The sequence below is a fragment of the Stenotrophomonas sp. P2112 genome (assembly GCF_041897515.1).
In the GTDB taxonomy this organism is placed as follows: domain Bacteria; phylum Pseudomonadota; class Gammaproteobacteria; order Xanthomonadales; family Xanthomonadaceae; genus Stenotrophomonas; species Stenotrophomonas sepilia.
Genome location: NZ_CP169216.1, coordinates 385,054 through 399,867 on the forward strand (window position 1 = coordinate 385,054; position 14,814 = coordinate 399,867).

The 14,814-nt window shown below is 66.6% G+C and carries 17 protein-coding genes; 9 read left to right on the forward strand and 8 right to left on the reverse strand.

The window, feature by feature from the left end; translation table 11 throughout:
• Window positions 1-12 precede the first annotated feature (12 nt).
• Window positions 13-888, forward strand: coding sequence for a cytochrome c oxidase subunit 3 (locus tag ACEPA4_RS01810; RefSeq protein WP_184014281.1), 876 nt, complete (start codon window positions 13-15; stop codon window positions 886-888).
• A gap of 20 nt (window positions 889-908) precedes the next feature.
• On the opposite strand, the gene ACEPA4_RS01815 is transcribed toward ACEPA4_RS01810, so the two are convergent.
• Complete coding sequence (locus ACEPA4_RS01815; protein ID WP_049416782.1) at window positions 909-1,127, reverse strand: twin transmembrane helix small protein; 219 nt, start codon at window positions 1,125-1,127, stop codon at window positions 909-911.
• A gap of 57 nt (window positions 1,128-1,184) precedes the next feature.
• Between ACEPA4_RS01815 and ACEPA4_RS01820 the strand changes: the two genes are divergently transcribed.
• The 5 genes from ACEPA4_RS01820 (at window position 1,185) to ACEPA4_RS01840 (ending at window position 5,597) form a co-directional block, all read left to right on the forward strand.
• Window positions 1,185-1,901, forward strand: a complete 717-nt coding sequence (locus tag ACEPA4_RS01820) for an SURF1 family protein (protein ID WP_065186704.1) — start codon at window positions 1,185-1,187, stop codon at window positions 1,899-1,901.
• A gap of 111 nt (window positions 1,902-2,012) precedes the next feature.
• On the forward strand, window positions 2,013-2,582 hold the full coding sequence (locus tag ACEPA4_RS01825; RefSeq protein WP_262089757.1) for a hypothetical protein: 570 nt from the start codon (window positions 2,013-2,015) through the stop codon (window positions 2,580-2,582).
• A gap of 10 nt (window positions 2,583-2,592) precedes the next feature.
• Entirely contained in the window at window positions 2,593-3,756 is a 1,164-nt protein-coding gene (locus tag ACEPA4_RS01830; protein WP_111201297.1) for a heme A synthase, read from the forward strand.
• A gap of 4 nt (window positions 3,757-3,760) precedes the next feature.
• Window positions 3,761-4,654 (forward strand): heme o synthase, encoded by an 894-nt coding sequence (gene cyoE / locus ACEPA4_RS01835; RefSeq protein ID WP_139726641.1) that lies wholly within the window; start codon window positions 3,761-3,763, stop codon window positions 4,652-4,654.
• A 136-nt stretch (window positions 4,655-4,790) separates the two neighbouring features.
• Window positions 4,791-5,597: a calcium-binding protein gene (locus tag ACEPA4_RS01840; protein ID WP_184014279.1), complete on the forward strand. Its 807-nt coding sequence runs from the start codon at window positions 4,791-4,793 to the stop codon at window positions 5,595-5,597.
• Window positions 5,598-5,712: 115 nt separating this feature from the next.
• Here the strand turns inward: ACEPA4_RS01840 and ACEPA4_RS01845 are convergent, their stop codons facing one another.
• The 6 genes from ACEPA4_RS01845 to rpsU all read right to left on the reverse strand — a co-directional run bounded on the left by ACEPA4_RS01845 (window position 5,713) and on the right by rpsU (window position 10,860).
• Window positions 5,713-6,684, reverse strand: coding sequence for a bile acid:sodium symporter family protein (locus ACEPA4_RS01845; RefSeq protein ID WP_065179432.1), 972 nt, complete (start codon window positions 6,682-6,684; stop codon window positions 5,713-5,715).
• Between the two features lie 28 nt (window positions 6,685-6,712).
• Window positions 6,713-7,213, reverse strand: coding sequence for a beta-lactamase hydrolase domain-containing protein (locus tag ACEPA4_RS01850; protein ID WP_184014277.1), 501 nt, complete (start codon window positions 7,211-7,213; stop codon window positions 6,713-6,715).
• 27 nt (window positions 7,214-7,240) lie between these two features.
• Entirely contained in the window at window positions 7,241-8,980 is a 1,740-nt protein-coding gene (dnaG, locus tag ACEPA4_RS01855; protein ID WP_111177586.1) for a DNA primase, read from the reverse strand.
• Window positions 8,981-9,041: 61 nt separating this feature from the next.
• Window positions 9,042-9,962 carry a YihY/virulence factor BrkB family protein gene (locus tag ACEPA4_RS01860; RefSeq protein WP_065186699.1) on the reverse strand — a complete coding sequence of 307 codons (921 nt, stop codon included), beginning with the start codon at window positions 9,960-9,962 and terminating at the stop codon, window positions 9,042-9,044.
• 105 nt (window positions 9,963-10,067) lie between these two features.
• Complete coding sequence (locus ACEPA4_RS01865) at window positions 10,068-10,511, reverse strand: GatB/YqeY domain-containing protein (protein ID WP_065179428.1); 444 nt, start codon at window positions 10,509-10,511, stop codon at window positions 10,068-10,070.
• A 133-nt stretch (window positions 10,512-10,644) separates the two neighbouring features.
• Window positions 10,645-10,860 carry a 30S ribosomal protein S21 gene (rpsU, locus tag ACEPA4_RS01870; RefSeq protein WP_002808376.1) on the reverse strand — a complete coding sequence of 72 codons (216 nt, stop codon included), beginning with the start codon at window positions 10,858-10,860 and terminating at the stop codon, window positions 10,645-10,647.
• A gap of 166 nt (window positions 10,861-11,026) precedes the next feature.
• Here rpsU and tsaD point away from each other — a divergent pair, with 166 nt between their 5' ends.
• Entirely contained in the window at window positions 11,027-12,052 is a 1,026-nt protein-coding gene (tsaD, locus tag ACEPA4_RS01875; protein ID WP_065186698.1) for a tRNA (adenosine(37)-N6)-threonylcarbamoyltransferase complex transferase subunit TsaD, read from the forward strand.
• A 33-nt stretch (window positions 12,053-12,085) separates the two neighbouring features.
• Here the strand turns inward: tsaD and ACEPA4_RS01880 are convergent, their stop codons facing one another.
• Window positions 12,086-12,751, reverse strand: coding sequence for a hypothetical protein (locus ACEPA4_RS01880; protein WP_065186697.1), 666 nt, complete (start codon window positions 12,749-12,751; stop codon window positions 12,086-12,088).
• 359 nt (window positions 12,752-13,110) lie between these two features.
• On the opposite strand from ACEPA4_RS01880, the gene folB reads away from it, so the two are divergent.
• Both folB and ACEPA4_RS01890 read left to right on the forward strand, forming a co-directional pair.
• Entirely contained in the window at window positions 13,111-13,464 is a 354-nt protein-coding gene (folB, locus tag ACEPA4_RS01885; RefSeq protein ID WP_005415016.1) for a dihydroneopterin aldolase, read from the forward strand.
• Window positions 13,465-13,526: 62 nt separating this feature from the next.
• Window positions 13,527-14,798 carry a mechanosensitive ion channel family protein gene (locus ACEPA4_RS01890; protein WP_262089755.1) on the forward strand — a complete coding sequence of 424 codons (1,272 nt, stop codon included), beginning with the start codon at window positions 13,527-13,529 and terminating at the stop codon, window positions 14,796-14,798.
• The last annotated feature ends 16 nt before the right edge of the window (window positions 14,799-14,814 follow it).

The window sequence follows — 14,814 nt, forward strand, 5'->3', positions numbered from 1 at the left end:
CCGGATACCGACATGGCCCAGACACCAACCGACGCCAACGTGTACTTCGTCCCGGCCCAGAGCAAATGGCCCTTCGTGGGGTCCATCGCGATGATGGTGACCATGGTGGGCGTGGCCAGCTGGCTCAACGATGCCAGCTGGGGGCGCTGGACGTTCTACATCGGCATCGCGATGCTGGTGTTGACCCTGTTCTGGTGGTTCAGCGACGTGGTGCGCGAATCGCAGGCCGGCAACTACAACCACCAGGTCGATGGCTCGTTCCGGATGGGGATGATCTGGTTCATCTTCTCCGAGGTGATGTTCTTCGGCGCCTTCTTCGGCGCGCTGTTCTACACCCGCAACCTGGGCCTGTCGTGGCTCAGTGGCGAAGGCCGCGGGGTGATGACCAACGAGCTGCTCTGGCAGGGCTACTCCGCCGGATGGCCGACCAATGGCCCGGCGGCGATCGGTGGTGCCTTCCAGACCATCCCGGCGTGGGGCCTGCCGCTGATCAATACGCTGATCCTGCTCACCTCAGGCGTGACCCTGACCATCGCCCATCACGCGTTGAAGGCCGGCAACCGCCCCCAGCTGCTGATCTGGCTGGGCCTGACCGTGGTGCTCGGCCTCGGTTTCCTGACCCTGCAGGCGGAAGAGTACATCCACGCCTACAAGGAGCTGAACCTGACGCTGGGCTCGGGCATCTACGGTTCGACGTTCTTCATGCTGACCGGCTTCCACGGTGCGCACGTGCTGCTGGGCACGATCATGTTGATCGTGATGTGGCTGCGTTCGGCCAAGGGACACTTCACCCGCGACAACCATTTCGGTTTTGAAGCGGCCGCGTGGTACTGGCACTTCGTCGACGTGGTGTGGCTGATGCTGTTCCTGTTCGTCTACGTGCTTTGACCACGCACGCATCGGTGGCCTCAGCCGCCGACGCCGTGCGGCTTGATCCAGCCCATGTAGATGCTCACGATCACCAGTACGATCAACGCCACCGACACCGCGATGCGACGTGTCAGTGCGTTGACCGTGCGCTTGGTCTGGCCGCGGTCGACCAGCAGGTAATACAGGCCGGCGCCCAGGTTCCAGACGATGACGATCAGAAACGCGATTACCAGCAGGGTCTTCAGCGAATCACTCATGCGCGGCTCGAGGGAAGGGTGGGTGCGCCTATCTGACCGCGTTTGTGCGGACTTGTCATGATGCGCCAGCACACACGCGTGATCGGATGGTTGCTGGCCGTGCTGGCGATGGCCGGTTTCACTGCATTGGGGCTGTGGCAGCTGCAGCGCATGCATGCCAAACAGTCAATGTTGGATGCGCAGGGGCCAGCGGTGGCACAGGCGCTGCCGCTGGCCCAGGCGCTGGCAGCCCCCGGTGCGTTGCACGGTGTGGCCGATCACGGTCGCTTCCTGCCTGGCGTGGTGCTGCTGGACAACCAGACCCGGCATGGCCGTGCCGGCGTAAAGATCTATCGCCCGTTCCGCAGTGACGAAGGCAGCGTGCTGCTGGTCGATCTTGGCTGGCGCGCGCTGCCGCCGGATCGCACGCTGCCGGACATACCGGCGCCGCCTTCGCCGGTGGTGGTGCGCGGGTTGCTGGCGCCACCGCCTTCGGCGGGGCTGGTACTGGGTCCGCCGTTCTCCGCCACCGGTGAGGCGGGGCGCTGGCTGGCCAGCCGCTTGCCGGCCGAGGGCCTCGCCGCAGCGCTGGGCCTGCCAACACTGCCCGAGCGGGTCCTGCGACTGGACCCGGCGCTGCCCTTCGGCGACGAGCGTGACATGGACCTGCTGCCAAATACGCTGCCACCGCAGCGACACCTGGGCTACGCCGTGCAGTGGTTCGGCCTGGCCCTGACCGTGCTGGTGGTGGCGCTGGTGCTGGAGCGGCGCAGGAGACGGCCCATCGCCGGGTAGTGCCGGCCGCTGGCCAGCAATCCCCGGATTCCCGGATTCCCGGATTCCTGGATGCCGGGCAGCGGCCGGCACTACCGGCATCGTTTACCCAACCATGAGAAAATGCCCCGCATGAACACTGCTACGTCCCCGCAGGCGCGCGGCTCCGGCCGCCGGACCCTGGTGCTGCTGTTTGCCGTGTTCTTCGGGGCGATGGCGCTGGCCGCGGTATTGCGCTTCTCCGGCTGGCAGCCCACCGGCCACCGCAATGCGGGACAGCTGCTGAAGCCGCCGGTCGATCTGCGCCAGCAGGCGCCGACCCTGGCCAGTGGCCAGCCCTATCCTTGGAACCCCGAGGCCCGCACCTGGCGCCTGCTGGTGGCGCCGGCCGGTGCCTGCGACGCGCAGTGCGTCACTTTGTCGCAGGGGCTGGGCAAGGTGTGGCAGCTGTTCGGCCATAACGCCGATAATGTCGAGATCCTGTGGCTGGGTACGCCACCGGCGTCGATCGCCTCGCTGCCCGCGCTGCGGCCGCTGGCTCCGTCGCCAGTCCTGCGCGCGGCGTTGCCGGGCGTCGATGATCCGGCGGGACTGCCGGTCTACGTGATCGATCCGAACGGCTTCGTGATCATGCGCCATGCCCCCGGCAGTGACCTGGGTGGCCTGCGCAAGGACATGGCCACGTTGCTGAAACTGAAGTGAGTCCCGTTTGATGAGCCTTTCCGCGCGTCCGGCGCTGCACCGCAATTTCCACCGCCTGGCGTGGTTCGCCATGATCATGACCGCGAGCACGATCATGTTCGGCGCGTTCGTACGCCTGTCCGATGCCGGCCTGAGCTGCCCGGACTGGCCGACCTGCTATGGCCAGGCCACCTGGCCGCAGCACGTGGAAGAGACCATCGGCCACCCGGCGGCGGAGATCCGCCCGCTGGAGACCCACAAGGCCTGGCGTGAGCAGGTGCACCGCTTCCTGGCCGGCGCGCTGGGCATCGAGATCCTGACCCTGGCCCTGCTGGCCACGCGCAAGCGCCGCTTTGGGACCACGGCAGTGGTGACCGCCTGCGTACTGGTGGCCGCTGGCATACCGCTGTACATGATGGGCTGGCATGGCACCGCCAGCGCATTGGCTCTGGTCGGCGAGGCGATCCTGCTGATCGCCGCGCTGCGCTGGAGCAACATCGACCTGGCACGCGCTGCACTGCTGACCCTGGCGGTGGTGATCTTCCAGGCCCTGCTGGGCATGTGGACGGTGACCCTGCTGCTCAAACCCATCGTGGTGATGGGCCATCTGCTGGGCGGCATGCTGATGTTCGCGCTGCTGGCCTGGATGGCTTGGCGTGCGACGCACATGCCGATCACCCTGGCCGAGGCACCGAAGCTGAAGTGGCTGCTGCGCATCGGCCTGGCGGTGCTGGTCACCCAGATCGCACTGGGCGGCTGGGTCAGTGCCAACTACGCGGCGCTGGCCTGCGGCGGCGGCAGTGCATCGCTGGACAACTTCCCGCGCTGTGCCAACCAGTGGTGGCCGCAGCACAACTTCGTTGAAGGCTTCACCCTGTGGCGTGGCATCGGCGTGGACTACGAAGGCGGCGTGCTGGATGGCGCCTCGCGTATCGCCATCCAGATGGCGCACCGCCTGTTCGCGGTGGTGGTGGCCATCTACCTGCTGTGGCTGGGCGTGCGCCTGTTCCGGTTGCCGAGCATGCGCGGCTGGGCCAGCGCGCTGATCGCGCTGCTGGTGCTGCAGGTCACCCTCGGCATCCTCAATGTGAAGCTGGCGCTGCCACTGGAAGTGGCCGTGGCCCACAACGGCGTGGCCGTTGCCCTGTTGTTCGTGCTGGTCAGCCTGCTGGCCCGCCTGCGCGCCCCGGACTGATTCCATGTTTTCCAACTACCGCCAGTACTGGGACCTGACCAAGCCCAAGGTCGTCGCCCTCATTGTCTTCACTGCCCTGGTCGGCATGGTCCTGGCTATTCCGGGCGTGCCCAGCTGGGAGCAGGTGCGCGCCGGCCTGCTCGGCTTCCTCGGCATCTGGCTGGCCGCTTCGGCGGCCGCCGCGATCAACCAGTTGCTGGATGCGCACATCGATGCGCAGATGGCACGCACGTCGTGGCGCCCGCTGGTGGTCGGCAAGGTCAAGCCATGGCAGGTGCTGGTGTTCGCCGGCGTGCTGATCGTGCTGTCGATGACCATCCTGGTGCTGTGGGTGAACCTGATCACTGCGGTGCTGACCTTCGCCTCGCTGATCGGCTACGCGGTGATCTACACCGTGTACCTGAAGCGTGCGACCTCGCAGAACATCGTCATCGGTGGCCTGGCCGGCGCGATGCCGCCGATGCTGGGCTGGGCTGCGGTGACCGGCATGCAGGGCTCGTCGGACTGGGCATACTCGTCGCTGCTGGTGCTGATCATCTTCATCTGGACGCCACCGCATTTCTGGGCGCTGGCGATCTTCCGCCGCGAGGACTATGCCAAGGCGGAGATCCCGATGCTGCCGGTGACCCACGGCGTGGCGCACACCCGCAAGCAGATCATGATGTATTCGGTGGTGCTGGCGCTGGTCTGCCTGTTGCCCTACCTGGTGGGCATGAGCGGTGCGTTCTACCTGGGCGGCGCGATCGTGCTCAATGCCGTGTTCCTCTGGTACGCCTGGCGCATGCTCGACCCACCGGATGAGCTGTTCTCGATGAAGATGTTCTATTACTCCATCGTGTACCTGATGGCGCTGTTCGCCTTCCTGCTGGTCGACCACTGGATCCTGCCCTGGTTGTGAAGCACCACCTGTAGAGCCGAGCCCATGCTCGGCTGAGGGGGGATTGGAAGAGCAGCCGAGCGTGGGCTCTGCACTTGATCTCTTCCAGCGGCGTCGCCATTGCTGTTCCTGACCCCAAGGAAAGGAGCGAGCAGGGATGCATACGATCTTCCGTTGGACCACCGCGCTGATTCTGGCGCTGGGCATGGCCGTGACCGCGCATGCCGACGACACCGCCGCGCAGATCCGCCAGCACGCCGGTGATCACCGCCTGCTGGTGCTGGGCGAATTCCATGGAACCCGCGAGACGCCGCTGCTGGTGCGGCAGCTGGTGGATGACTACAGCCGCACCGGGCCGGTCCTGCTGGCGCTGGAACTGCCACGCGGGGAAACCTCCACGCTGCGCGATTACCTGACTTCCGATGGCGGGGAGAAGGCACGCCAGCATCTGCGCGGGCGTGCGTTCTGGACCGTGCGCGATGACCAGCATGATGGCCGTCGCAGCCGCGACATGCTGGCAATGATCGAAAGCCTACGCGTGCTGAAGTCGCAGGGACGTGTGATCGACGTCGTTGGCTATGACGTCAACGCCAGCAAAGGCGGCAACCAGGTACGCGATGACCTCATGGCAGCCGAGTTGCGGCGGCTCTATCGAGGCCTACCGGCCAATGCGCGCATGCTGGTGCTGACTGGTAACGTGCACGCGATGCTGCAAAGGCCGCAAGGTATGCCGCCAGAAATGCAGATGCATCCGATGGCGTCGCAGCTGCGGGACCTGGATATCTACAGCGTACGGTTGGGCGCGCAACGTGGTCAGACGTGGGGATGCGCGGGCGGTTGCATGGCGCGGCCACTTCGAGAGCAGGTTGCCACGGGGCCGCGGGTCGCTGCCGGTGCGGAACGGCCGTACGACCTATGGGTATGGATGCCGGAACTGAGCGTCGGGACGCTGGTGGATCCGTAGCGTCAGGCAAACCATCCACGCATGGCGTGGATCTACTCCGGATCACAGGTGTCAGCCGAGCGCGGGCTCGGCTCTACAACAGATCCACGCCATGCGTGGATGTCCTCCCGTCGGGTCAGGGCGCGCGCTTCGCGTACCGCTGCGCGATCACGCCGCAGACGATGAGCTGGATCTGGTGGTAGATCATCACCGGCAGCACGATGGCGCCGAGGCTGCCGCCGGCGAACAGCACCTTGGCAATCGGCACGCCGGTGGCCAGGCTCTTCTTCGAGCCGCAGAACACGATGGCGATCTCGTCCTCGCGGTTGAAACGCAGGCGGCGGGCGATGAAGGTGATCAGCGGCATGGCGATGCCGAGCAGCACGGCGGCCACGACCGCCACGGCCAGCAACGAGAGCAGCGGCGTCTTGCTCCACAGTCCTTCGGTCACCGCCTCGCCGAACGCCGAGTACACCACCAGCAGGATCGTGCCCTGGTCGGTGTAACGCAGCAGCGCGCGCTGCTTTTCCACCCAGCCGGCAATCCACGGCCGCAGCAGGTGGCCGGCCACGAACGGCACCAGCAGCTGCAGCATGATGCCGCCGATCGCATGCAGCGGGTCGTGCACGCCGCCGGAGGTGCCCGCCAGCGCGGTCAGCAGCAGCGGGGTCAGGAATACGCCGAGAATGCTCGACAACGAGGCACTGCACACCGCTGCGGGCACGTTGCCATGCGCCATTGAGGTGAACGCGATGGACGACTGCACGGTGGAGGGCAGGGTGCACAGGAACAGCACGCCCAGGTACAGCTCCGGGGTCAGCAGCCAGCCCGATAGCGGCTTGAACATCAGCCCGAGCAGCGGGAACAGGAGGAAGGTGCAGGCGAGGATGGTCAGGTGCAGCCGCCAGTGCAGCATGCCGCCAATGATCGACTCACGTGGCAGGCGCGCGCCATGCAGGAAGAACAGTGCAGCGATGGCGACGGTGGTGACATCGTCCAGGACGATGGCGGCGGCGCCCTTCATCGGCAGCAGCGAGGCCAGGCCGACGGTGCACAGCAGGGCGAGAGTGAAGTTGTCCGGTCGCAGGCGCGACCACCAGCGGGTCATGGTGGGCAGAGTCCTTGGTGCGGAGGGTTCAGGGTGAGGTGACCGGCGTGGCCAGGCGTTGGCGGGTGGCGGCTTCCAGCGAGGTCAGGCCAGCACGCTGGCCCAGCTGAAGGGCCTGTTCGGGGCTGGCATGTTCGTAGCGTGCGTTGACCAGGCCGAGCACGGCGCCGGCGCGGTTGCCGGACGCACAGTGCAGCAGCACCGGCCCTTGGCTCTGCCGCAGGGCCTGGTGCACGGCGCGCACGTTGGCGGCATCGAGCCCCTCGGCACCGGCCACCGGAATGCGCACGTAGCGCAGGCCCAATGATTCGGCAACGCGGGTTTCGTCGAAACCCCGGTCCTCGCCGGGCTGGCGCAGGTCGATCACGGTGCGCACGCCCTGCGCGGCAAGTTCGCCCAGTTGTGCGGCGGAGGGCTGGCCGCCGGCATACAGGCCCGGGCGGACTTCATTGAGCGGGCCATCTGCGGCCAGGGCCGCCAGTGGCAGGCAGAGCGACAATAACAGCAGGCAGGGCAGGCGCAGCAGCATGGTCTTCTCCGTGAGAACGGTCTGCCGCTACAGGCGCAGTCCGGCGCGGGCCTTCAGCAGCTCGCGCAGTTCGTATTTGTCAGTATCATCCAGGCCCTGCTGGCGCTGCTTTGCCAACAACTCCTCCAGACGTTGCACCAGCAGCTGTTTCTCCAGCTGCGCCACCGCGTCGTGCAGTTCCTGGGTCCAGCTGGCCTCGGTGCCAGGCAGGGTCTGTGCCGCCAGGGTGTGCAGCGACGCCTGTTCCTCGCGGCCGTCGAAGTGTTCCAGCAGGGCGCCGGTGCTGATGTCCGGGCGCTGTTCGACCAGCCCCAGCAGCTCCAGCAGCAGCTCCACGCCCGGCAGTCGCAGGCCCTGGAAGTGATGCTTTCCGCCCAGGGTCAGCGCCAGCGACGGCTGCTGCAGCAGCACGGCGATCGCGCCGCGCACCAGGCTGCGCTTGGCCACGGGCTGGATCGTCCGCTGCGGCTGGCGTTGCGGCATCGGCGCGCGCGTGGCCTGGGCAGTACCGCCCAGGCCGGTCAGCTGCGCCAGCTGCTGCTTCATCAGGTCGCCGAAGGCACCGTCGGGAATCTGCGCCAGCATCGGCTTTGCCCGTTCTGCCAGGCGCGCCTTGCCGTCCAGCGTGCCCAGGTTGATCTCGCGGGTCAGTTCATCGAAGAAAAACTGCGACAGCGGCGTGGCCTGCTTCAGGCGCTCGTTGAAGGCCTCGGCGCCTTCCTTGCGCACGATGCTGTCCGGGTCCTCGCCATCGGGCAGGAACAGGAAGAAGGCCTGGCGGCCATCCTTCATGCGCGGCAGCACCGACTCCAGCGCCTTCCAGCCGGCGCGGCGGCCTGCGGCGTCGCCGTCGAAGCAGAAGAACACGTCCGGTGCGTTGCGGAACAACAGCTCGGCGTGGTCCGGCGTGGTCGCCGTACCCAGCGTGGCCACCGCCTGGGTGACGCCGAACTGGAACAGCGAAACCACGTCCATGTAGCCCTCGACCACGATCAACCGCTCGATCTTCTGGTTGGCCTGGCGCACCTGCCACAGGCCGTACAGTTCGCGGCCCTTGTGGAACAGCGCGGTTTCGGGCGAGTTGAGGTACTTGGGGCCGTCGTCCTTCTCGAACACGCGCCCGCCGAAGGCGATCACCCGGCCACGGCGGTCGAAGATCGGGAACATGACCCGGTCACGGAACTTGTCGTAGACGTGGCCGCGATCGTTCTTGGAAAACAGGCCGGCGCGGTCGAGCAGCTTCATGCGGCGCTCGTCCTTGCCCAGCGCATCGCGCAGGCCGCTGTAGCCATCCGGTGCGTAGCCGATCTGGAAGCGCGCGCGGTTCGCTTCGTCCACGCCACGGCTTTCCAGATACGCGCGTGCCTTCTCGCTGCCTTCGAGGTTCTTCTGGAAGAACCTGGTGGCGGCGTCCAGCGCCGAATACAGCTCGCGGCTGTCGTCCTGCTGCTGCGGGCTGCGCGGATTCTCGTTGCGCGGCACTTCCATGCCGGCGCGCTTGGCCAGTTCATCCACCGCGTCGAGGAACTCGAGGCGGTCGTAGTTCATCAGGAAGCTGATCGCGGTGCCGTGCGCGCCGCAGCCGAAGCAGTGATAGAACTGCTTGGTCGGCGAGACCGTGAACGAGGCCGAGCGCTCGTCATGGAACGGGCAGCGTGCGGCGTATTCCTTGCCCTGGCGCTTCAACGGCACGCGGCTGCCCACCACCTCGACGATGTCGGTGCGGGCCAGCAGGTCGTCGATGAAAGCGTCGGGAATACGGGCCATGGGCAACAGGGCAGGGCGCGGTACAGGACCACGCGACGGAACCGGGGGCGGTTGCCCTAGTTTACCCCCTGTCGGGCACCTGGCTGGCGGTGGCCGGATCGATGCCGGCGGCGGCCAGGTGATGGCGCGCGCGCAGGCGCTCATCGATCACCGCGGTCATCAGCGCGCCAACGAAGAAGACCACGGTCGCGTAATAGATCCAGACCAGTGAGATCACCAGCGCGCCCATCGAGCCGTAGGCACTGCCGGGGGCCACGGTGGCGATGTAGACGCCGATGCCGTAGCGGCCCAGTGCGAACAGTGCCGAGGTGATGGCACCGCCGATGAAGGCCTGGCGCCATGCCACGCGGCGGTCGGGCAGGTAGTGGTACATGAAGGCGAACCCCACCGCGTACAGCAGCAGGCTGGTGACGTACCCCAGCGCGGGGAGGATCGAGGGCAGTTGCGCGAAGGCCACCTGCAGTACCGTGGTGGCAGTCATCGACAGGATCAGCAGGAAGCCCAGGGCCAGCACCACGCCGAACGAGAACACACGCTTGCGCAGCCAGGCCTTGATGCCCTCCAGGCGCTCGCCACTGGTGCGGAAGATCAGGTTGAGCGCGTTCTGCAGCTGCGCGAACACGGCGGTGGCGCCGACGAACAGCAGCAGCGTGCTCCACAGCCCCGCCAACGAGCCGACGTCGGGCTGGTTGTCGGCGTTCTTCAGGACGGTTTCGGCCACCGTAGCCGCGCTGCTGCCAGCCACCGAGCTGATCTGGTCGATCAGCGCCTGCTGTGCCGGCGGGTACAGCGAAGCGGTCAACCACAGCAGCAGCACCAGCAGCGGGGCCATCGACAGCAGGGCGTAGAAGGAAACGGAGGCGGCCTGGGTCAGCACGTCGACGTCGATGAAGCGCTTGGCCACCGCCATCGGAAAGCTGTCCTGCAGGCGCTTGAGGTACTTGTGCAGGGACACGGGAACGTTGGGCTCGGGTTCAACCATGGGTGTGGTTGTAGCAGGCGACCGACGAAGGTGCGGTGAAGCGGGTGCATCAATGGGGTCAGAGCCCTTTCGCGTTGCGAAAGGGATCCGACTCCGTGTACCGGATTACGCCAGCTGCTGCTTGACCAGCTTGGACACCAGGCCCATGTCGGCCTGGCCAGCGAGCTTGGGCTTCAGTGCGCCCATCAGCTTGCCCATGTCGGCCGGGCCGGAGGCGCCGGTCTCGGCGATGGCGGCCTGGATGGCGGCCACGATCTCGTCTTCGCCCATCTTGGCCGGCAGGTAGGCTTCGATGACCACGATCTCGGCGCGCTCGATCTCGGCCAGGTCTTCGCGGTTGGCCGCTTCGTACTGGCTGACCGAGTCCTTGCGCTGCTTGACCATCTTGTCGAGCACGGCGATCACGGCGGTGTCGTCCAGTTCGATGCGCTCGTCCACTTCGCGCTGCTTGATGGCGGCATTGATCAGGCGGATCACGCCCAGCTTGTGCTTCTCGCCCGCCTTCATGGCGGCCTTCATGTCTTCGGTGAGCTGCTGCTTCATGCTCATGAGGAACCTCGTGGTGGTAGGTGGGGCGGGGCGGATGCCCGAACCCGGAAACGCAAAAAGCCGGCGACGCTCGCGCGTGCCGGCTTCGGCTCCATCGCGACGGGCAGGCCCGCCGCAATGAAGATGCGTCCGATCAGTACAGGCGCTGACGCTTGGTGACGTCGCGCGACGAGCGGCGCAGCTGACGCTTCACAGCAGCGGCGGCCTTGCGCTTGCGCTCCTGGGTCGGCTTTTCGTAGAACTCGCGCTTGCGGGTTTCGGCCAGCACACCGGCCTTTTCGCAAGTGCGCTTGAAGCGGCGAAGAGCAAACTCGAAGGGCTCGTTCTCGCGGACTTTGACGCTGGGCATGGAATCTCCGGGACACAGTAGAACCGGGTCACGCCCGGCGAGCCGCACATTATAGCGGCGAATCGACAAACTGCAAGCGGCCAACCCTGAATACGGGCCGGCGGTTCGAAAGCAGTGAGATCTGCACGTCCCCCGAGGGGGCGGCAGGGGCGTCATAATAGCAGGCATGCGAGTCCTTGGCATCGAATCTTCCTGTGATGAGACCGGCGTGGCGGTGTATGACACCGACCTGGCCGGCAGCGCGGCCCTGCGCGCCCATGCGGTCTACAGCCAGATCGCCCTGCACGCCGAATACGGTGGCGTGGTGCCCGAGCTGGCCAGCCGCGACCACGTCCGCAAGCTGCTGCCACTGGTACGCCAGACCCTGGCCGACGCCGGCCTGGGCGTGGGCGATATCGATGGCGTCGCCTATACGGCCGGTCCCGGCCTGGTCGGCGCGCTGCTGGTCGGCGCCGGCGTGGCCCGATCGCTGGCCTGGGCGCTGGAGGTTCCGGCCGTCGGCGTACACCATATGGAAGGCCACCTGCTGGCTCCGCTGATGGAAGACGACCCGCCGGAAGCGCCGTTCGTGGCGCTGCTGGTGTCCGGTGGCCATACCCAGCTGGTGGTGGTGGACGCGATCGGCCAGTACCGCCTGCTGGGCGAAACCCTGGACGATGCGGCTGGCGAGGCCTTCGACAAGACCGCCAAGCTGATGGGCCTGCCGTATCCGGGCGGCCCGCAGCTGGCCAGGCTGGCCGAGCAGGGCACGCCGGGCGCGTACCGCTTCGCGCGGCCGATGACCGACCGCCCGGGGCTGGATTTCAGCTTCTCCGGCCTGAAGACCCAGGTCCTGATGGCCTGGCGCGACAGCGACCAGAGCGAGCAGACCCGCGCCGACATTGCCCGGGGCTTTGAGGACGCGGTGGTCGAGACCCTGTCGATCAAGTGCGAGCGCGCGCTGGAAGCGGCCGGGACCAATGTGATCGTGGTGGCCGGCGGTGTAGGTGCCAACAAGCGCCTGCGCGCCCGCCTGCAGCAGATGGCCGAGCGCCTCGGCGGCCGCGCCTGCTTCCCGCGGCCTGCACTGTGCACCGACAACGGCGCGATGATCGCCTTCGCTGGCGCGCTGCGGCTGCAGGCTGGCCAGCACAGCCCGCCGAAGGTGGATGTGACCCCGCGCTGGGACATGGCGACCCTGCCGGCGGTGTGAACCGGTAGCGTCGGGCCACGGCCGGCGGACGCATTACCGATGCACTACCAACGGCGACGCCGCCCATACCGTCGTCGCCCGCTCATGGCGCTGCAGCCACCCCAGGGTGTGCGGGCAGCGCGCATGGATCAGCCGCCCGATCGCGGCCAGATCGGCGCCGATGTCGCGCTCGAGGATGGGCTCGTGATGGGCGATGCGGTTGCGCAGGTGGCGGATGCGTCCGATATCCGCATGGATGGCTTTCCTGACGGCACTGGGATGAGCAGAGGGAGCATGCTGCAGAACCCTGCTGAGTGCGGGTATCCAAAGCGTGGAGTCGAAGCGACAGGTGAAGAGCTGCTGCCAGAACACCATCGGCAGGTTGGCGACGATCCCAGGTGTATCGGTTACGCGGCTGGCAAGTTGTTCCAGTACCGTGCGCGGAGAAGTACTGGATGAGGTTGGCAGCCTCCGTCGGAAGGCACCATTCCAGGGCCAACGCGGGCCATGCTGCCTGGCGAGCACAGCTGCAGCGGCGTTACGGGTGACCACTTCGCACAGATGGACCGGCATCATCAGTGCACTGCACATCCGCATGTTCCACAGGTACAGGGATTCGGCTGTGACGTCGGGGCTGCAGGTCGATGCGATTCTCTCGTAAGTAGACAGACGCTCCGCTGACAACGCGCGCCGCAGTACATCGTATGGAGCCATCGTCATGTGCGGTGGTGAAGGAGGGATCGATGTTCGCGAGAGTGGGCGGCGGCGACCATCAGGGAACGTCGTTGTCCGCGCGGCTGATTTTCTGCGTTTTGCCTCGGACGAATACCTGACCTGCCCTGTCGGAATTGGCCTTGACCGGCGATCTGGTCCTTGCCTAATCTGCGTGCCTGCGCCACCGGGACTCGCGGCTGGATTCCAGCTCCCCCCGGGGACAAACGGTAGTACCAAAGGGTCCTGCTAGTGGGGCCCTTTGTTTTTTCCGGCGCCGTCTCCCTGTCGGCCGCTCACCGCCCGTTCCGGGCAGGGTCACCGCCGTGCCGTTACCATGGCCGCCTGTATTGGCGCTGGTAACCGCAATGGACAAGGTTTTCATCGAGGGGCTGACGATCGACGCCCTGATCGGTATCTACGATTGGGAGCGACGGATCCGCCAGGACCTGGTGTTCGACCTGGAAATGGGCTTCGACAACCGTCGCCCTGCGGCCACCGACGACATCGCCCACACCCTGAACTACAAGGCGGTGAGCAAGCGCCTGGAGCAGTTCGTGCGCGAGTCGGAGTTCGGCCTGGTCGAGACGCTGGCCGAGCGCTGCGCGCAGATCGTGCTGGACGAATTCGACGTGAAGTGGCTGCGCCTGAAGCTGAGCAAGCCGGGCGCGGTGCGCGGCGCGCGCGCGGTGGGCGTGATCATCGAACGCTCGCGGGACTGATCCGGTAAATCCGGCCGCCGGCCGGCAACCCCAACAACAACGACAAAGCAAGGAGACAACGGATGGTGGATGCGGTGGTGGCGGTACAGTGGCTGGAACGGCTGCAGAACACACTGGAACCCTATCCCGGCGCCTACCTGGCGTTGATGATCTCGGCGCTGCTGATCGCCGCCGGCCTGGCCAATTGGGTGACCAAGCGCATCCTGCTTCGTGGCCTGCGGCGCCTGTTGCAGCGCCTGCCAGGTGCCGAGTCCGGGCGCGGCAGCCACTTGATGCGGGTGATTTCGCGCCTGTCCAACGTGGTGCCCAGCCAGGTGATCGCCTCGGGCATCACCCTCATCCCCGACCTGCCACCCAGCCTGGTCAACGTCATCATCAAGCTGTGCATCGTGTGGGCCGTACTGACGGTGTCGATGGCGTTCTCGCATGCGCTGGACGCGGCCAACAGCCTGTACGAGCGCAAGCCCGATGCGCGCAACAAGCCGATCAAGGGCTACCTGCAGGTGGTCAAGATCGTGGTGTTCGTGGCCGCCGGCCTGTCCATCGTCGCCACCCTGCTTGGGGTGAAGCTGGGCCCGCTGGTGACCGGCCTTGGCGCCGCCACCGCGGTGCTGATGCTGATCTTCCAGGACACCATCCTGTCGCTGGTGGCCAGCGTGCAGATCAGTGGCGATGGCCGCGTGCGCATCGGCGACTGGATCGAGATGCCCAGCCAGAACGCCGACGGTGACGTCATCGACATCGCCCTGCACACCATCACCGTGCAGAACTTCGACAAGACCATCACCACCATCCCGACCAAGAAGCTGGTGACCGAGTCGTTCAAGAACTGGCGCGGCATGCAGGAGGCCGGTGGCCGCCGGATCAAGCGCGCGCTGTACCTGGACCAGCACAGCGTCGGCTTCCTCGACGAGGGCGACCTGGCCTTCCTCGGCGAATTCGCGCTGCTGCGCGACTACCTGCGTGAGAAGGAACAGGAGCTGGGGCAGTGGAACGGGCGCCTGCGCGATCAGGGCGTGGCTGAGGTCAACAGCCGCCGCGTGACCAACCTGGGCACCTTCCGCGCCTACGTGGAGCGCTACCTGCGCAGCCACCCGGGCATCCATACCGACATGACCCTGCTGGTGCGGCAGCTGCAGCCCACCACCGAAGGCCTGCCGCTGGAGCTGTACTGCTTCACCCGCAGCACCGCCTGGAGCGAGTACGAGGCCGTGCAGTCGGACATCTTCGACCACCTGCTGGCGATTCTGCCGGCGTTCGGCTTGCGGGTGTTCCAGGCCTCCAGCGATGCCATGTTGATGGCCGGGCAGCGCCAGATGGCCGGCTCGGAGTAAGCTGCGGTGCTCCCGG

Bases quoted from the DNA above. Each gene is read 5' to 3' on its own strand.
- ACEPA4_RS01810 (WP_184014281.1), top strand. From the start codon at position 13: ATGGCCCAGACACCAACCGACGCCAACGTGTACTTCGTCCCGGCCCAG.
- ACEPA4_RS01840 (WP_184014279.1), top strand. From the start codon at position 4,791: ATGCATACGATCTTCCGTTGGACCACCGCGCTGATTCTGGCGCTGGGC.
- ACEPA4_RS01880 (WP_065186697.1), bottom strand. From the start codon at position 12,751: ATGACGATGGCTCCATACGATGTACTGCGGCGCGCGTTGTCAGCGGAG.
- ACEPA4_RS01860 (WP_065186699.1), bottom strand. From the start codon at position 9,962: ATGGTTGAACCCGAGCCCAACGTTCCCGTGTCCCTGCACAAGTACCTC.
- dnaG (WP_111177586.1), bottom strand. From the start codon at position 8,980: ATGGCCCGTATTCCCGACGCTTTCATCGACGACCTGCTGGCCCGCACC.
- tsaD (WP_065186698.1), top strand. From the start codon at position 11,027: ATGCGAGTCCTTGGCATCGAATCTTCCTGTGATGAGACCGGCGTGGCG.
- ACEPA4_RS01845 (WP_065179432.1), bottom strand. From the start codon at position 6,684: ATGACCCGCTGGTGGTCGCGCCTGCGACCGGACAACTTCACTCTCGCC.
- ACEPA4_RS01815 (WP_049416782.1), bottom strand. From the start codon at position 1,127: ATGAGTGATTCGCTGAAGACCCTGCTGGTAATCGCGTTTCTGATCGTC.
- cyoE (WP_139726641.1), top strand. From the start codon at position 3,761: ATGTTTTCCAACTACCGCCAGTACTGGGACCTGACCAAGCCCAAGGTC.
- rpsU (WP_002808376.1), bottom strand. From the start codon at position 10,860: ATGCCCAGCGTCAAAGTCCGCGAGAACGAGCCCTTCGAGTTTGCTCTT.
- folB (WP_005415016.1), top strand. From the start codon at position 13,111: ATGGACAAGGTTTTCATCGAGGGGCTGACGATCGACGCCCTGATCGGT.
- ACEPA4_RS01830 (WP_111201297.1), top strand. From the start codon at position 2,593: ATGAGCCTTTCCGCGCGTCCGGCGCTGCACCGCAATTTCCACCGCCTG.
- ACEPA4_RS01865 (WP_065179428.1), bottom strand. From the start codon at position 10,511: ATGAGCATGAAGCAGCAGCTCACCGAAGACATGAAGGCCGCCATGAAG.
- ACEPA4_RS01820 (WP_065186704.1), top strand. From the start codon at position 1,185: ATGATGCGCCAGCACACACGCGTGATCGGATGGTTGCTGGCCGTGCTG.
- ACEPA4_RS01890 (WP_262089755.1), top strand. From the start codon at position 13,527: ATGGTGGATGCGGTGGTGGCGGTACAGTGGCTGGAACGGCTGCAGAAC.
- ACEPA4_RS01825 (WP_262089757.1), top strand. From the start codon at position 2,013: ATGAACACTGCTACGTCCCCGCAGGCGCGCGGCTCCGGCCGCCGGACC.
- ACEPA4_RS01850 (WP_184014277.1), bottom strand. From the start codon at position 7,213: ATGCTGCTGCGCCTGCCCTGCCTGCTGTTATTGTCGCTCTGCCTGCCA.